Source organism: Kitasatospora cinereorecta (assembly GCF_024172095.1).
Lineage (GTDB): Bacteria > Actinomycetota > Actinomycetes > Streptomycetales > Streptomycetaceae > Kitasatospora > Kitasatospora cinereorecta.
In genome coordinates, this window is sequence record NZ_JAMZDX010000003.1 from 974,519 (window position 1) to 990,359 (window position 15,841).

Here is a 15,841-nt window from a genome sequence, read left to right on the forward strand (position 1 = left end):
CAACTGATCATGATGTGATTCTCCCTTCGTCTTCGAAGGGGGAGTCGTGGGCAGAAAACTGCTCAGATCATCCGTATTTCTCATATTCCCGATGCTTTTTGCACTGATCGCTCCGGTGCCGGCCTTCGCCGCGACCTTCTCGGTATGGGTGCAGAACGGTTCGGACCGGGTCTTCTCGTCGACTCCGGTGCCGACCGCGCCGGCCACGGCGGTCACGCTCTACGCGGCGCGCGGTGAGACCCAGGCGGCGCAGATCGCGGTGCGGTCCGGCTCGTCCGTGGACGGGCTGTCCGTCCAGGTGGGGGACCTCACCGGCCCCGGCGGGGCGGTCATCCCGGCCTCGGCCGTCACGGTGAACCGCGAGTACAACCACCGCAACGTCTCGAAGGTCGGTGGGTACGAGAACCCGCCGGACGGCGGAAACGCCTACTACGACTCGTTCTTCGGGAACGATCCGTATCAGTTGCCCGCGAACCTGACGCAGCCGTACTACTACAGCGTCGCCGTGCCCGCGGCCCAGGCGCCGGGCGGCTACACCGGCAGCGCAACCGTGCGCAGCGCGGCGGGCAACGTGACCGTTCCGGTCCGGGTGACGGTCTACGACGTCACCATTCCGCCCGCCAACCAGTCGACCTTCAAGATGCACAACTGGTTCGGCTCCGCGGGCTGGGACTACGACGGCACCATCAAGGCCATCCCGCTCCAGTACGGCGTGACGATGTACGACCCCAACTGGTGGAAGGTCATCGGCAGCATCGCCACCGACTTCGCCAAGCACCGGAACAATGTGGTCTACACGGACTTCCAGGGGCTGGCGATGCAGGACTCGACGTTCGACGCCAACGGGAACGTCACGCTGGGCTGGGCCACGTACGACCGCTTCGTCCAGACCTTCATCGACGCCGGAGCGCTGCAGTACATCTACACGCCGCCGATGATCCGGGGCGACGGCAAGGCGCCCAAGCTGGTCGAACTCGGGCCCGGCCCCGGCGGCGCCGTCATCGTCGAGGCGGACGCCGGCAGCCCGCAGGCGACCGCCTACCTGGACTCGGTCTACGCCCAGCTGAAGACCCACCTGGACGCCAAGTGCCTCGACCAGCAGTCGCCCTGCCCCGCCGGGCGGCGCTGGAGCGACGTGCTCTACGTGAGCGCCGTCGACGAGCCGCTGACCAGCCAGCAGACCGACGCCGCGAACTGGCTCTACGACCGGTTCCACGCGAGGTTCCCCAACGGGTCCACCAACGAGGCCCAGTTCCTCAACATGCCCGCCGACCACCGGAGCCTGTCCACGCTCACCCCGATCCTGAGCCGGGACGACTACGACAAGAACGTCGCCTACCTCCAGAGCCAACGGCTGGCCGGCAAGGACCTGTGGGTCTACACCTGCTCGGCGCCCACGGACGAGCGCCTCAACCGCTTCATCAGCTACCCGCTGGCGGAGACCCGGTTGCTCCCCTCGATGGTGACGAGCATCGGCGGTGACGGCTACCTGCACTGGGGCTGGAACTACTGGACCTACCTGGACCAGCCGGGCAAGTTCATGGACACCTTCGACGGCGACAACGACGGCGACAACTACCTCGTCCGTCCGGACAAGGCGCACTACGGCATCTACGACAGCCTGCGCAGCGAGAACCTGCTCCAGGGCCTCCAGGACACCGAGCTGCTGCACCAGTTGGCCGCCGCCAAGCCGGTGGCGGCCCGCGCGCTGCTCAACACGATGATCACCAACACCCAGGTGTACACCCGCTCCGGCGCCGACCTGGAGCAGCGGCACAAGCAGATCCTGGACGCGCTGGTCGCCCCGGGCGGGGACGTGAAGTTCCCGTTCGCCGACGACTTCGGCTCCGGCACCGACGCCAACTGGCGCCACACCGGCGGCTCCTGGTCGGTCACCGCGGACCACGCGTACGTCCAGACCAGCACCGACACCAGCACCTGGGACGTGGTCTCGGCCGTCGCCGGGCGCGCCTACGGCGACCTGGCGGCCTCGGTCGACCTGCAGATCACCGGGGTGAACGCGGCCGACGGCGGGAACACCGACTGGGCCGGCGTGGTGGTCCACGGGCTGAACCCGACGGACATGGACACCGGCTACCTGGTTGCGGTGCGCAACACCGGCGAGGCGTTCGTGTACCGCAGCGGCAGCACGCTGGCGCACGCCCAGATCCCGGGCTACAGCGCCGGGCAGCAGGTCCACCTGCGGGTGGTCAGCCGCGGCTCCACGCTGCAGGTGTACGCGGGCGGCGCTGCGCCGCTGCTGACCGTCACCGACACCGGCTACCCCGTGGGCAGCTTCGGGCTGGCCACCGGTGGTGCGAGTGCCCGGTTCGACAATGTCCGGATCAACCCGATGGCCAACCCGGTCGAGGGTGCGGCGGTCAGCGTCTCCAGCAGCTACACCGCGGACGCCTGGAGCCCGCAGAACGCGGTCGACGGCCGCCGCGACTCCGACATCGCCGTCTCCAACGGCTGGACCAGCGCGGGCAGTTCGAGTGCCGACCACACCGAGTGGATCCAGACCGACCTGGGCGCGGTGACCCCGCTGAACCGGGTCGACCTGTTCCCCCGCAATGACGGCTCCTCCACCGGCATGGGCTTCCCGGTGGACTTCACCGTCCAGGTGTCGGCCGACGGTTCGAACTGGACCACGGTGGCCAACCGGACCGGCTATCCGCGTCCGGGCACCGGCGCCCAGTCCTTCCCGTTCCCGACCACCGGCGTGCGCTACATCAAGGTGACCGGCACCAAGCTGAGCGCCGACCCGCACGGGACGTACTACCTGCAGCTGGCCGAGATCGAGGCGGCCGGCGGCGACCTGGCGCTGGGCCGGCCGGTCACCTCCTCCAGCGCGGTGGCGGACGACGGCAGCGGCTGGAACCGCCGAGCCGCGACCGACGGCGCGGTGGCGTCCGACCTCGGGTACTCGATGGGCTTCAGCAGCCAGGGCGGCGCCGCCCAGCACCCCGAGTGGGTGCAGGTCGACCTGGAGGGCACCGCGCCGATCAGCCGGATCGACCTGACCGCGCGCACCGACGGTGCCAACACCGGCCTGGGCTTCCCGGCCGACTTCACCCTGCAGACCTCGGCGGACGGCACCACCTGGACCACCGTGGCGACCCGGACCGGTTACCCCCGGCCGGACGCGACCGCGCAGTCCTTCACCTTCGCCCCGGTCTCCGCCCGGTATGTGCGGGTGTCGGCCAGCCGGCTGACGGCCGACCAGTTCGGTACGTACTACCTGCAGCTCGGCGAGATCGCCGTCAGCTGACGACGGTCACGAAATCGATCAACTCCTCGACCCGGCCCAGCAGGGCCGGGTCGAGGTCCTTGTAGGAGCGGACCGAGCCGAGGATGCGCTTCCAGGCGGCCGGGGTGTCCACCGGCCAGCCGAGCCGCCGGCAGATGCCCTCCTTCCAGTCCTCCCCGTACGGGACCTCCGGCCACCCCGGGATGCCCACACTGGCGGGCTTCACCGCCTGCCAGACGTCGATGTACGGGTGGCCGACCACCAGCACGAGCTCGCCGGTCACCTGCGAGGCGATCCGGTGCTCCTTGGTGCCGGGCAGCAGGTGGTCCACCAGCACGCCCAGTCGGCGGCCCGGACCGGGCCGGAACGCCGCCACGATGGCCGGCAGGTCGTCGATGCCCTCCAGGTACTCCACCACCACGCCCTCGATCCGCAGGTCGTCGCCCCAGACCCGCTCGACCAGCTCGGCGTCGTGCCGGCCCTCCACGTAGATCCGCGACTCCCGGGCCACCCGCGCGCGGGCGCCCGGTACGGCGACCGAGCCCGACGCGGTCCGACCGGGCCCGCGCTCCGGCGTCGCGGCCGCGGTGGGCCGCACCAGGGTCACCACCCGGCCCTCCAGCAGGAAGCCGCGCTCCACCATCGGGAAGACCCGGTGCTTGCCGAACCGGTCCTCCAGGGTCACCGTCAGCCCCTCGGCGGTCTTCTCGCAGCGCACCACCGCGCCGCAGAAACCCGTCGCGGCCTCCTCGACCACCAGGTCGCGCTCGGCCGCGACCTCGGGGGCGGGCTGTTGCCGCTTCCACGGCGGGGTCAGGTCCGGTCCGTACTCCCTGCTGCGCATCTGCCGGAGTCTACGGCGCGGGGGTGCGGGCCGGCCGGTCAGCCCGCGTACGGCGCGGCGACGGCCAGCACCGCGGCGACCCGCTCGCGGACGGCGGCCGCGTGCCGCAGCGGCCGCACCCCGCCGTCCGTCCAGCCGGGCCGCACCCCGCGGTCGGCCAGCAGGTAGAGCACCCGCAGCGTCCGCAGGGTGTTGGAGGCGAACGGGGGCATCGGGCCGGGCTCGCCGTCCGCGAAGGTGGCGGCGACCGGCTCCAGCCAGGCCACCGACGCCTCCTCGGTCAGCTCCTCGCGGGTCAGCGTCAGGGCCAGGGCGAAGCCCAGCCGGTCGTCCTCCATCGCGTCCCAGACGTGCCCGGTCGGCGCCAGCAGCCGCGCCGCGCCCAGCTCCAGCAGCGCGGCCGGGTCCGCCCCGGGGTGCAGGCCGAAGGAGCGCAGCAGGTCGGCGCCGTGGGCGACGGCGTGCAGCCAGCCGAGGGTGTCGTCCCAGCCGCGCAGGTCCCGCTCGGCCGGGTACCAGCGGGCGAACGCGGCCAGCCACTGCGGCCGGTAGGCGCCCGCCTGCACCAGCTTGGCGAGGACCAGCGGGGCGAAGGTCCTGGCCTGGATCTCCGGGTCCGCGAAGCGCTCGGCGAGCTCGTCCCCGAGCGCCAGCCGCGCGGCCGGGTCCAGCTCCGGCACCCACCGCGCCAGCAGCGGGTACGCCCGCTCGTCCCGCTCCACCGGATCCGGCGACCGCAGCGCCGCACTCACCGCCGCCACCGCCTCCGGGGTGGGCGCGGCCGAATCGATCCCACTCCAGTCGATCATGGACCGGACCCTACCCCCGCCCGCCCCGGCCCCGCCAGGGATTCACAGACCGGGGGCGCCCCAGACCGGGAACCAGCGGCTGAGGTCGGTCTCCAGGCGGAGGTCGTTGCCGAGCATGGCCTTGATCTGGAGCTCGACCGGGCTGTTGCGCTTCTCGTCGCCGCCGGGCATCGGGGCGAAGGGGTAGAACGTGCCGCGCTTGTAGAGGTAGACCAGGCCGAGGGCCTGGCCGGCGTCGTTGCGGAAGGCGACGATCGAGCAGAGCAGCTGCGGGCCGAAGCCGTTGGCCTCCAGCTCGCTGTTGACCGCGTGGAGGTCGTTGACCAGGTCCGGAAGCTCCTCGGGGGTGTGCCGGGCGAGCAGCCAGGTGTAGCCGTAGGAGTCCTGCGAGACCTCGACCGGGACGCCGCCCTTGCCGGTGTCCGCGTCCAGCAGGGCGCGGACCTGGGCCTGGACGTCGGCGAAGGCCCCGCCCTCGACCGCGGCGAAGCAGACCGAGCCGAGCCCGGTCGGGCGGAAGCCGGCCGCGGCCTCCAGGGTGAGGGCGGCGGAGGGCACGCCGAACAGCTGGTCGAGGTCGGGCCGGACCGGCTTGCTCCGGCCGAACAGGGTGTCCAGGAATCCCACGGGCGGCGGCTCCAATCGGGCGACGGGAACGAAGACTGGCCGGAAACGGACTACTTGCCGAGCTCGCTGGACAGCTTCGCCAGCTGGGCGAGCCGCTGCTCCAGCGAGGGGTGGGTCGAGAACAGCTGGCTGGCCACGTCCTTGGGGCTCAGCGCCGGGGCGAAGTAGAAGGCGTTGTACGGCTGCGCCTGGCGCAGGTCCTTGCTGGGGATCGCGGCGATCTGTCCGGTCACCTTGGTCAGTGCCGAGGCGAGGGCACTGGGCCGGCCGGTCAGCTGGGCCGCCGCGCGGTCGGCCGCCAGCTCGCGGTAGCGCGAGAGCAGGCGGGTGAGCAGGAAGCTCAGTGCGTACACCAGCATCGAGGCGACCGGGATCAGGATCAGCGCGATGGCGGTGTTGGGGTCGTTGCTGTTGCGGTTGCTGCTGCCCAGGAAGCCGCCGTACAAGGCGATCCGGGTCATCGCGCCGGCCAGCACGCCGAGGAAGCCCGCGACGGTCATCACCGCCACGTCCCGGTGGGCGACGTGCGAGAGCTCGTGCGCCAGCACACCCTCCAGCTCCTCCGGTTGCAGCCGGCGGAGCAGGCCGGTGGTGACGCAGACGACCGCGTTCTGGGGGTTGCGGCCGGTGGCGAACGCGTTGGGCATGTCGTTGTCGGCGACCGCCACCCGGGGTTTGGGCATGTCGGCCAGCGCGCAGAGTCGGTCGATCGCGCCGTGGAGCTGGGGGTACTGCTCGGGCGTCACCGGGTGGGCTCCCATCGCCCGCTCGGTGATCTTGTCGCTGAACCAGAACTGGGCGACGAACAGTCCGCCGGAGACCAGCACGATCAGCGGCCAGGCGCCGCGCAGCAGCACGATCAGCAACCCCGTGAAGCCGACGTAGACCAGGCCGATGAGGAACATGGTGGTCACCATCCGACCGGTCAGACCCCGGTCGGGGGCGAACCGGGAGTGCTGCTGAGACGTCGACATCGCTGCTCCTCCTCTGTGGTTCCTGACTTCGATGCTGCCACTCGGACGAGGATCACGTCGGCGCCCCGTTCCTGCCGCCGGACCCGGGCCTTACACTGGCAGGTACGGTTCTGGCACTCTGCCTTCCGGAGTGCCAGCCAACCGGGACAGCTACCCGCTCAACGGACGAAGACGGAGGTGCGTGCCATGTCGGACGAGAACAAGCCCGACGCCCGCCTGTTCGACACGCGCCCGTCCGTCCGCCCGCTGGACGAGCGGCGCCTGGCGGTGCTGCGCGCCATTGTCCAGGACTACGTGGGCACCGAGGAGCCGGTCGGCTCGAAGGCCCTGGTCGAGCGGCACAGCCTCGGCGTGTCGCCGGCCACCGTCCGCAACGACATGGCGGCCCTGGAGGACGAGGGGTACATCCAGCAGCCGCACACCAGCGCCGGCCGGATCCCGACCGACAAGGGCTACCGGCTGTTCGTCGACCGGCTGGCCGAGGTCAAGCCGATGTCCGCACCCGAGCGGAGAGCCATCCGGCACTTCCTCGAGGGCGCGGTCGACCTGGACGACGTGGTCGCCCGTACGGTCCGGCTGCTCGCGCAGCTGACCCGGCAGGTGGCGGTCGTCCAGTACCCCTCGCTGACCCGTTCGACCGTGCGGCACATCGAACTGGTCGCGCTGACCCCGGCCAAGCTGATGCTGGTGCTGATCACCAACACCGGCCGGGTCGAGCAGCGGATGGTGGACTGCCCGGGCTCGGTGGGGGAGACCCTGCTGGGCGACCTGCGGGCCAAACTGAACGGCATGGCGGGCGGCTGCCGGCTCCCCGAGGTCCCGGTGGTCCTGGAGGACCTCCCGGCCGGCTTCGAGGCGGCCGAGCGGCCGATCGTCAGTGCGGTGCTCGCCACGCTCTTCGAGACGCTGGCCGAGCAGAACGAGGAGCGGATCATGCTGGCGGGCACCGCCAACCTGACCCGCTTCGGACACGACTTCCCGCTCACCGTCCAGCCCGTGCTGGAAGCGCTGGAGGAACAGGTCGTCCTGCTCCGCCTGCTGGGTGAGACGGCGGAGTCCGGGATGACGGTCCGGATCGGCCACGAGATCTCCTACGAGGGGCTCAATTCCACCTCGATGGTCTCCGTCGGTTACGGTTCGGGCGACCAGAGCGTGGCAAAGCTCGGGGTGATCGGTCCGACCCGGATGGATTACCCGGGCACAATGGGGGCGGTGCGAGCGGTGGCACGGTACGTGGGTCAGATCCTGGCCGAGTCGTAACACGGCGCCGGCCGCGGCCGGCGCAGTCGATCGCAAGCACTTCTAGAGGCGGAACAAACCGGAGCATTTGGTGGCCACGGACTACTACGCGGTACTCGGCGTCCGACGCGACGCGGGGCAGGACGAGATCAAGAAGGCGTTCCGACGCCTGGCACGCGAACTGCACCCGGACGTCAACCCGGACCCGAAGACGCAGGAGCGGTTCAAGGAGATCAACGCCGCCTACGAGGTGCTCTCCGATCCGCAGAAGCGCCAGGTCTACGACCTCGGCGGCGACCCGCTGTCGCCCGGCGGCGGAGGCGCGGGCGGCTTCGGAGCCGGCGCGGCCGGCTTCGGCTTCTCCGACATCATGGACGCCTTCTTCGGCGCCGCCACCGGCCAGCGCGGACCGCGCTCCCGGACCCGGCGCGGCCAGGACGCCATGATCCGGCTGGAGATCACCCTGGAGGAGGCCGCCTTCGGCACCACCAAGGAACTCCAGGTCGACACCGCCGTCACCTGCACCACCTGCTCCGGTGAGGGCGCCGCCCCGGGCACCACCGCCCAGACCTGCGACATGTGCCGCGGCAAGGGCGAGGTCTCCCAGGTGACCCGCTCCTTCCTCGGCCAGGTCATGACCTCCCGGCCCTGCCCCCAGTGCCAGGGCTTCGGCACCGTGGTGCCGACCCCGTGCCCGGAGTGCGCCGGCGACGGCCGCGTCCGCGCCCGCCGCACCCTGACCGTCAAGATCCCGGCCGGTGTCGACAACGGCACCCGGATCCAGCTGGCCGGCGAGGGCGAGGTCGGCCCCGGCGGCGGCCCGGCCGGCGACCTGTACGTCGAGATCGCCGAGACCAGCCACAACGTCTTCCAGCGGCGCGGCGACGACCTGCACTGCACGGTCACCATCCCGATGACCGCCGCGGCGCTCGGCACCCAGGTGCCGCTGCAGACCCTGGACGGCCTGGAGGAGGTCGACATCCGGCCCGGCACCCAGTCCGGCCAGTCGATCCCGCTCCACGGGCGCGGCATCACGCATCTGCGCGGCGGCGGCCGGGGCGACCTGATAGTGCATGTCGAGGTCCAGACGCCGACCAAGCTCGACCCGGAGCAGGAGGACCTGCTGCGGCGGCTCTCCATCCTGCGCGGCGAGGAGCGGCCGTCCGGCCAGTTCGCCCCGGGGCAGCAGGGGCTGTTCTCCCGCCTCAAGGACGCCTTCAACGGCCGCTAGGCCCACTGATCAGGGCAGCACCACAGGGGCGCGAGGAACTGCGCGACCGACCATGCACTCAGGTGGAGCGTGGCTGGGCGCGCAGTTCTCCCCCAGCCTTCGGCCGGGAGGTACCCCCACGCGCCCCTGGGTTCACGTTTAAGGAGCACTCATTGACCGCGCCGGTGTTCGTCGTCGAGAGCGCCGTCCTGGCCGGAGTCGCGCCGGGCGCGACGGTGCGCCTCGACGGGCCGGAGGGCCGGCACGCCGTCGCGGTGAAGCGGCTGGAGGCCGGCGAGGCGGTCACGCTGGCGGACGGGCAGGGCCGCGGGGTGTACGGGACGGTGTCCGCCGTCCACGGCAAGGACGCGCTGGACGTGGCGGTGGCCGAGGTCCGCGACGAGCCGCAGCCCAGCCCGCGGATCGTGGTCGTGCAGGCCCTGCCCAAGGGCGACCGCGGTGAGGTCGCGGTGGAGACGATGACCGAGGTCGGCGTCGACGTGGTGATCCCGTGGGCGGCGTCCCGGTGCATCACCCAGTGGAAGGGCGAGCGCGGCGCCAAGGCGCTGGCGAAGTGGCGGGCCACCGCGCGGGAGGCGGGCAAGCAGTCCCGCCGGCTGCGCTTCCCGGAGGTGCGGGAGCTGATGACGACCCGCCAGCTGGCGCCGCTGCTGGCGCAGGCGGCGCTCGCCGCCGTGCTGCACGAGGAGGGGGCGGAGCCGCTGGCGGCCGCCGCGCTGCCGCCGGGCGGCGACATCGTGCTGGTGGTCGGCCCGGAGGGCGGCGTCGCGCCGGAGGAGCTGGCGGCGTTCGCCGAGGCGGGCGCCCGGCCGTACCGGCTCGGGCCGTCGGTGCTGCGGACGTCCACCGCCGGGGTGGCGGCCGGCGCGCTGCTGCTGGGACGCACCGGCCGCTGGAGCTGACCCTGGACGCCGGGCCCGCCGGATCCCGTAATTCGGCGCCCTGGCGTCCGTGCGCTGCCTATCGTGGCGGATGTGACAGATTCGCAGCGCGCCTACCTGCGCCACCCGCACCTGTACGGCGACCTGGTCACCTTCGTCGCCGAGGACGACGTCTGGCTGGCCCCGATCGGGGGTGGCCGGGCCTGGCGGCTGACGGCCGACCAGGTGCCGGTCGGGCACCCGAGGTTCTCCCCGGACGGCCGGCTCATCGCCTGGACGTCCACCCGGGACGGCGCCCCGGAGGTCCACGTCGCGCCCGCCGACGGCGGCCCGTCGCGCCGGCTGACCCACTGGGGCAGCCCGCACACGGTGCTGCGCGGCTGGACGGCCGACGGCCGGCCGATCGCCACCACCACCGCCGGACAGGCGACCCTGCGCCGTACCTGGGCGGCGGCCGTTCCGCTGGACGGCGGACCGGCCGAGCGGCTGCCGTACGGTCCGGTCTCCGGCCTGGCCCAGGAGCCCGGCGGCGAGCGCACGCTGCTGGTCTCGGCGTTCGGCCGGGAGCCGGCGATGTGGAAGCGCTACCGGGGCGGGCAGACCGGCAAGCTGTGGATCGGCGTACGGGACTTCGAACGCGTCCACGCCGGGCTGGACGGCCACCTCGAGTCCCCGCTGTGGGTCGCCGGGCCGGACGGCTCCAGGATCGCCTTCCTGTCGGACCACGAGGGCGTCGGGCAGCTCTACTCCAGCCGCCCCGACGGCAGCGACCTGCGGCGGCACAGTGACGGCGGGTTCTACGCCCGCAACGCCTCCACCGACGGCACCCGGGTGGTCTGGCACAGTGGCGGCGACCTCTGGCTGCTCGACGACCTGGACGGCGCGCGGCCGCGCCGCCTGGACGTCGCCCCCGCGGGCCCGCGCACCCGCCGCCAGCCCCATCCCACCTCCGCGGCCGGACAGCTCGACGCGGTCGCGCCGGACCGCACCGGCCGGGCCAGCGCGGTGGTCGTCCGCGGCACCGTGCACTGGCTGACCCACTGCGAGGGGCCGTCCCGGGTACTGGACGAGACCCCCGGCGTCCGCAGCCGACTGGTCCGGATCGTCCCCGGCGAGGACGGCGCTCAGGGCGCCGTCTGGGTGAGCGACGCCGAGGGCGACGACGCGCTCGAGTACGCGCCCGCCGTGCTCGGCACCGAGCGCCGCCGACTGGCCGCCGGCCGGCTCGGCCGGGTGCTGGACCTCGCCGTCTCCCCGGACGGCAAGCAGCTGGCGGTCGCCTCGCACGACGGCCGGCTGCTGCTGGTCGCGGTCAGCGACGGCGCGGTGCACGAGTTGGCCCGCAGCGGCGACGGCGAGGTCAGCGGCCTGGTCTTCAGCCCCGACTCGGCGTGGCTGGCCTGGTCGCAGCCGGTGCTCGGCCCGTGGGCGCTGCGCCAGATCATGCTGGCCGACCTCACCTCCCGGACCGTCAGCGAGGCCACCCAGCAGCGCTTCCACGACTACTCGCCGGCGTTCACCGCCGACGGGAAGCACCTGGCGTTCCTGTCGGTGCGCAACTTCGACCCGGTGTACGACGCGCACGTCTTCGACCTGTCCTTCCCCGCCGGCACCCGCCCGTACCTGATCACGCTGGCCGCCGACACCCCGTCGCCCTTCGGCCCGCAGCGGGCCGGCCTCGGCCCCGGCGGCGAGGACGACGAGCCCAAGGACACCGAGAAGAAGGACGAGCCCGCCGTCCCGCCCACCCGGGTCGACCTGGACGGGATCGCCGACCGGATCATCCCCTTCCCGGTCCAGGGCGGCCGCTTCGGCAGCCTGCGGGCCGCCAAGGACGGCGTGCTGTGGACCCGGCTGCCGTTCGTCGGTGAACTCGGCGACAGCGCCGCCTCGCTGGAGGACGACCACCCCCGGGCCACCCTGGAGCGCTTCGACCTCAAGAAGCGCCGCGCCGAGGAACTGGTCGCCGCGCTCGACGGCTACGCGGTCAGCGGCGACGGCAGCCGGCTCGCCGTGCTCGACGACGACGGCCTGCGGATCCTCCCCGCCGACCACAAGGCCGGGGACGACGACGACCTGGACGTCGACCTCGCCCGGATCCGGGTCACCGTCGACCCCGCCGCCGAGTGGCGGCAGATGTTCGCCGAGAACGGCCGGCTGATGCGCGACAACTTCTGGCGCGCCGACCTCGGCGGCGCCGACTGGGCCGGCATCCTCGACCGCTACCGTCCGCTGGTCGACCGGATCGGCTCGCACTCCGACCTGGTCGACCTGCTCTGGGAGACCGTCGGCGAACTCGGCACCTCCCACGCGTACGTCATCCCGCCCGGCCGCGGCGCCGAGGCCGCCCGCCGGCAGGGCCTGCTCGGCGCCGACCTGGTCCGCGACGGCCTGCAGTGGCGGATCGGGCGGATCCTGCCCGGCGAGTCCTCCGACCCGCGGGCCCGCTCCCCGCTGGCCGCGCCCGGCGTGGCGATCCGCCCCGGCGACGCGATCACCGCGGTCAACGGCCGACCGGTCGACCCCGTCACCGGCCCCGCCCCGCTGCTCGCCGGCACCGCGGGACAGCCGGTCGAACTCACCGTCACCGGCAAGGACGGCAGCGGCGAGCGCCACCCCGTGGTGGTGCCGCTGGCCGACGAGGAGGCCCTGCGCTACCACGACTGGGTGGCCGGCCGGCGGGCCGCCGTCCGCGAACTCTCCCACGGGCGGCTCGGCTACCTGCACGTCCCCGACATGCAGAGCGCCGGCTGGGCTCAGCTCCACCGCGACCTGCGGGCCGAGATGTCCCGCGAGGGCGTCGTCGTCGACCTCCGGGAGAACCGCGGCGGTCACACCTCGCAACTGATCATCGAAAAGCTCGGCCGGAAGATCATCGGGTGGGACCGCGCCCGCGACATCGACCGCGCCGACCCGTACCCGGCGGACGCGCCGCGCGGCCCCGTGGTGGCCCTCGCCAACGAGTTCTCCGGCTCCGACGGCGACATCGTCAACGCCGCCATCCAGGCCCTCGGCATCGGCCCGGTGGTCGGCACCCGCACCTGGGGCGGCGTGATCGGCATCGACAGCAAGTACAGCCTGGTCGACGGGACCCTGGTCACCCAGCCCAAGTACGCGTTCTGGCTGGAGGGCTACGGCTGGGGCGTGGAGAACCACGGCATCGACCCGGACGTCGAGGTGCACGTCACCCCGCAGGACTGGGCCGCCGGCCGCGACCCCCAACTCGCGGAGGGCGTCCGCCTCGCGCTCGCCGCGCTGGCCGAGGCGCCGGCGAGGACTGCTCCTCCGTTGCCGTGAACCACTGAAGGGGCGCGGGGAACTGCGCGACCGGCCATCGCTCTACCTGAGTGCACGGCCGGTCGCGCAGTTCCTCGCGCCCCCGGGTTCACCGGCTAGGCTGACGGACCGTACTGATCACCGCTCAGCGCGAGGAGACCGAGATGGCCGGCGAGCCGCAGTCCGACTGCCTGTTCTGCAAGATCGTGGCGGGCGAGATCCCGGCGACCGTGGTCCGCAAGACCGAGCGCACGCTCGCCTTTCGGGACATCGCCCCCAAGGCGCCGACCCACATCCTGGTCATCCCGCACGTGCACTACCCGAACGCCGCCGCGCTGGCCGCCGCCGAGCCGGAGATCGCCGGCGAACTGCTGGCCGAGGCGGGCCGGGTGGCCGAGGACGAGGGCCTCGCCGATTACCGGCTGATCTTCAACACCGGTGCGGGCGCCGGTCAGACCATCTTCCACGCGCACGTCCACGTGCTCGGCGGCAAGCCGATGACCGAGAGCATGGTCTGACCCAGGTGTCGCAGCGCGAACTCGTCGTCCTGGGCACCGCCAGCCAGGTGCCCACCCGGACCCGCAACCACAACGGCTACCTGCTGCGCTGGGACGGCGAGGGGCTGCTCTTCGACCCGGGCGAGGGCACCCAGCGGCAGATGCTGCAGGCCGGGGTGTCGGCCACCGGCATCACCCGGATCGCGGTCACCCACTTCCACGGGGACCACTGCCTGGGCCTCGCCGGGGTGATCCAGCGGATCAACCTGGACCGGGTCCCGCATCCGGTGGACGCCTACTACCCGGCCACCGGCCAGGTGTTCTTCGACCGGCTGCGGCACGCCACCGCGTACTTCGAGACCGCCGAGCTGCGGCCCCGGCCGATCGCCGACGCGGGCCCGCTGGACGCCCCGGGCGCGCCGTTCGCGCTGGAGGCGGTCCGGCTCTCCCACCCGGTGGACTCCTTCGGCTACCGGCTCGTCGAGCCGGACGGCCGCCGCCTGGACCCGCAGCGCCTGGGGGCGCTCGGGGTGCGCGGGCCGCTGGTCGGCCGGCTGCAGAAGGAGGGGCGGGTCGAGGTAGACGGCCGCACCGTCACCCTGGACGAGGTCAGCGAGCGGCGGCCCGGCCAGCGCTTCGCGTTCGTGATGGACACCCGGCTCTGCGACGGGGTCGGGCAGCTCGCCGAGGGCGCCGACCTGCTGGTCATCGAGGCGACGTTCCTGGACGCCGACGCCCACCTCGCCGAGGACCACGGCCACCTGACCGCCGCCCAGGCCGCCCGGGTCGCCGCCGAGGCGGGCGTGCGGACCCTGGTGCTCACCCACTTCTCCCAGCGCTACCCGGACCTGGACGGCCACCTCGCCGAGGCCCGCAAGCACTTCGACGGCGAGATCGTGATCGCCGAGGACCTGGCCAGGGTCCCCGTCCCGCCGCGCCGATGAGCGGAAAACCATTCGCTTCCCAAGGTCATCAGGCGGACCATCGAACGCGCTGCGCCGCTCCGGCGAACACCTGCGCGGCGTACCCTGGTGACCCGGACAGCCCGAGCGCCATTCACACGAGATTGGGATGAGGCAGGCCACAGCGCCGACCCATGAGTGACACACCGCAGACCCGAACCAACGGACAGCAGCGCCCCGACGCGGCGGCCAGCACCCGGATCGTGATTCCGGAGAAGCACCCGATGGTCACCCTGCTGGGCGCTGCCGACTCGCTCCTGCGAGTGATCGAGCGCGGCTTCCCGGACGCCGACATCCACGTCCGGGGCAACGAGGTGACCGCCACCGGAGACCGCGCCGAGATCAAGCTCGTCGAGCAGCTCTTCAACGAGATGATGCTGGTGCTGCGCACCGGCCAACCCCTGACGGAGGACGCCGTGGAGCGCTCCATCGCCATGCTCAGGAGCGCCCAGGACGACCCGGCCCACCCGGCGCCGTCCGAGGTCTTCACGGCGAACATCCTGTCCAACCGGGGCCGCACCATCCGCCCCAAGACCCTCAACCAGCAGCGCTACGTCGAGGCGATCGACAAGCACACGATCGTCTTCGGCCTCGGCCCGGCCGGCACCGGCAAGACCTACCTGGCGATGGCCAAGGCCGTCCAGGCCCTCCAGGCCAAGGAGGTCAACCGGATCATCCTGACCCGTCCGGCGGTCGAGGCGGGCGAGCGGCTGGGCTTCCTGCCCGGCACGCTGTACGAGAAGATCGACCCCTACCTGCGCCCGCTCTACGACGCGCTGCACGACATGATGGACCCGGACTCGATCCCCCGCCTGATGGCGGCCGGCACCATCGAGGTCGCCCCGCTCGCGTACATGCGCGGCCGCACCCTGAACGACGCCTTCATCATCCTGGACGAGGCCCAGAACACCTCGCCCGAGCAGATGAAGATGTTCCTGACCCGCCTGGGCTTCAACTCCCGGGTGGTCGTCACCGGTGACACCAGCCAGATCGACCTCCCCGGAGGCACCCGCAGCGGCCTGAAGGTCGTCCAGGAGATCCTGGCCGACGTGCCGGACATCCACTTCTCGGTGCTGACCAGCACCGACGTGGTCCGGCACAAGCTGGTCGGCCGCATCGTGGACGCCTACGAGCGCTGGGACGCCCAGCAGGAAGCCGACGAGGCCGCGACCCCGCGCAAGCCCGTCCAGCGGCGCGGCGCCCGCGCGCCCCGCCAGTCCCATCGCACCGAAAGCTGAGTACCGAACCCTC

12 protein-coding genes are annotated in these 15,841 nt (G+C 72.6%); 8 read left to right on the forward strand and 4 right to left on the reverse strand.

All coding sequences use genetic code 11. From position 1 onward, the window contains the following. Positions 1-91 precede the first annotated feature (91 nt). A complete protein-coding gene (locus FHR36_RS17865) occupies positions 92-3,271 on the forward strand; it encodes a discoidin domain-containing protein (RefSeq protein WP_253798342.1) in 3,180 nt (1,059 codons plus the stop codon). Here FHR36_RS17865 and FHR36_RS17870 read toward each other — a convergent pair. The 4 genes from FHR36_RS17870 to htpX are packed head-to-tail and all read right to left on the reverse strand — an operon-like array spanning position 3,264 to position 6,504. Beyond that, positions 3,264-4,094, reverse strand: coding sequence for a DUF3097 domain-containing protein (locus FHR36_RS17870; RefSeq protein WP_253798344.1), 831 nt, complete (start codon positions 4,092-4,094; stop codon positions 3,264-3,266). The two genes, FHR36_RS17865 and FHR36_RS17870, sit on opposite strands and share 8 nt — an antisense overlap. A gap of 38 nt (positions 4,095-4,132) precedes the next feature. Beyond that, complete coding sequence (locus FHR36_RS17875) at positions 4,133-4,903, reverse strand: DUF2785 domain-containing protein (protein WP_253798345.1); 771 nt, start codon at positions 4,901-4,903, stop codon at positions 4,133-4,135. 42 nt (positions 4,904-4,945) lie between these two features. Beyond that, on the reverse strand, positions 4,946-5,530 hold the full coding sequence (gene pspAB, locus FHR36_RS17880; RefSeq protein ID WP_253798346.1) for a PspA-associated protein PspAB: 585 nt from the start codon (positions 5,528-5,530) through the stop codon (positions 4,946-4,948). Positions 5,531-5,580: 50 nt separating this feature from the next. After that, the gene (gene htpX, locus FHR36_RS17885) at positions 5,581-6,504 is read right to left on the reverse strand and encodes a zinc metalloprotease HtpX (protein ID WP_253798347.1); all 924 of its coding nucleotides are present in this window, start codon (positions 6,502-6,504) and stop codon (positions 5,581-5,583) included. Between the two features lie 186 nt (positions 6,505-6,690). Between htpX and hrcA the strand changes: the two genes are divergently transcribed. From hrcA to FHR36_RS17920, 7 genes are all read left to right on the forward strand, one after another. After that, positions 6,691-7,764, forward strand: a complete 1,074-nt coding sequence (hrcA, locus tag FHR36_RS17890; protein ID WP_253798349.1) for a heat-inducible transcriptional repressor HrcA — start codon at positions 6,691-6,693, stop codon at positions 7,762-7,764. Between the two features lie 70 nt (positions 7,765-7,834). Continuing rightward, on the forward strand, positions 7,835-8,974 hold the full coding sequence (gene dnaJ, locus FHR36_RS17895) for a molecular chaperone DnaJ (RefSeq protein WP_253798351.1): 1,140 nt from the start codon (positions 7,835-7,837) through the stop codon (positions 8,972-8,974). Between the two features lie 152 nt (positions 8,975-9,126). Further along, the gene (locus tag FHR36_RS17900) at positions 9,127-9,876 is read left to right on the forward strand and encodes a 16S rRNA (uracil(1498)-N(3))-methyltransferase (protein WP_253798353.1); all 750 of its coding nucleotides are present in this window, start codon (positions 9,127-9,129) and stop codon (positions 9,874-9,876) included. Positions 9,877-9,948: 72 nt separating this feature from the next. Next, entirely contained in the window at positions 9,949-13,152 is a 3,204-nt protein-coding gene (locus FHR36_RS17905) for a S41 family peptidase (RefSeq protein WP_253798355.1), read from the forward strand. Positions 13,153-13,295: 143 nt separating this feature from the next. Next, positions 13,296-13,649: a histidine triad nucleotide-binding protein gene (locus tag FHR36_RS17910; RefSeq protein WP_253798358.1), complete on the forward strand. Its 354-nt coding sequence runs from the start codon at positions 13,296-13,298 to the stop codon at positions 13,647-13,649. Between the two features lie 5 nt (positions 13,650-13,654). Continuing rightward, on the forward strand, positions 13,655-14,572 hold the full coding sequence (locus FHR36_RS17915) for a ribonuclease Z (protein WP_253798362.1): 918 nt from the start codon (positions 13,655-13,657) through the stop codon (positions 14,570-14,572). A 152-nt stretch (positions 14,573-14,724) separates the two neighbouring features. Then, complete coding sequence (locus FHR36_RS17920; protein ID WP_380232536.1) at positions 14,725-15,828, forward strand: PhoH family protein; 1,104 nt, start codon at positions 14,725-14,727, stop codon at positions 15,826-15,828. Positions 15,829-15,841 lie beyond the last annotated feature (13 nt).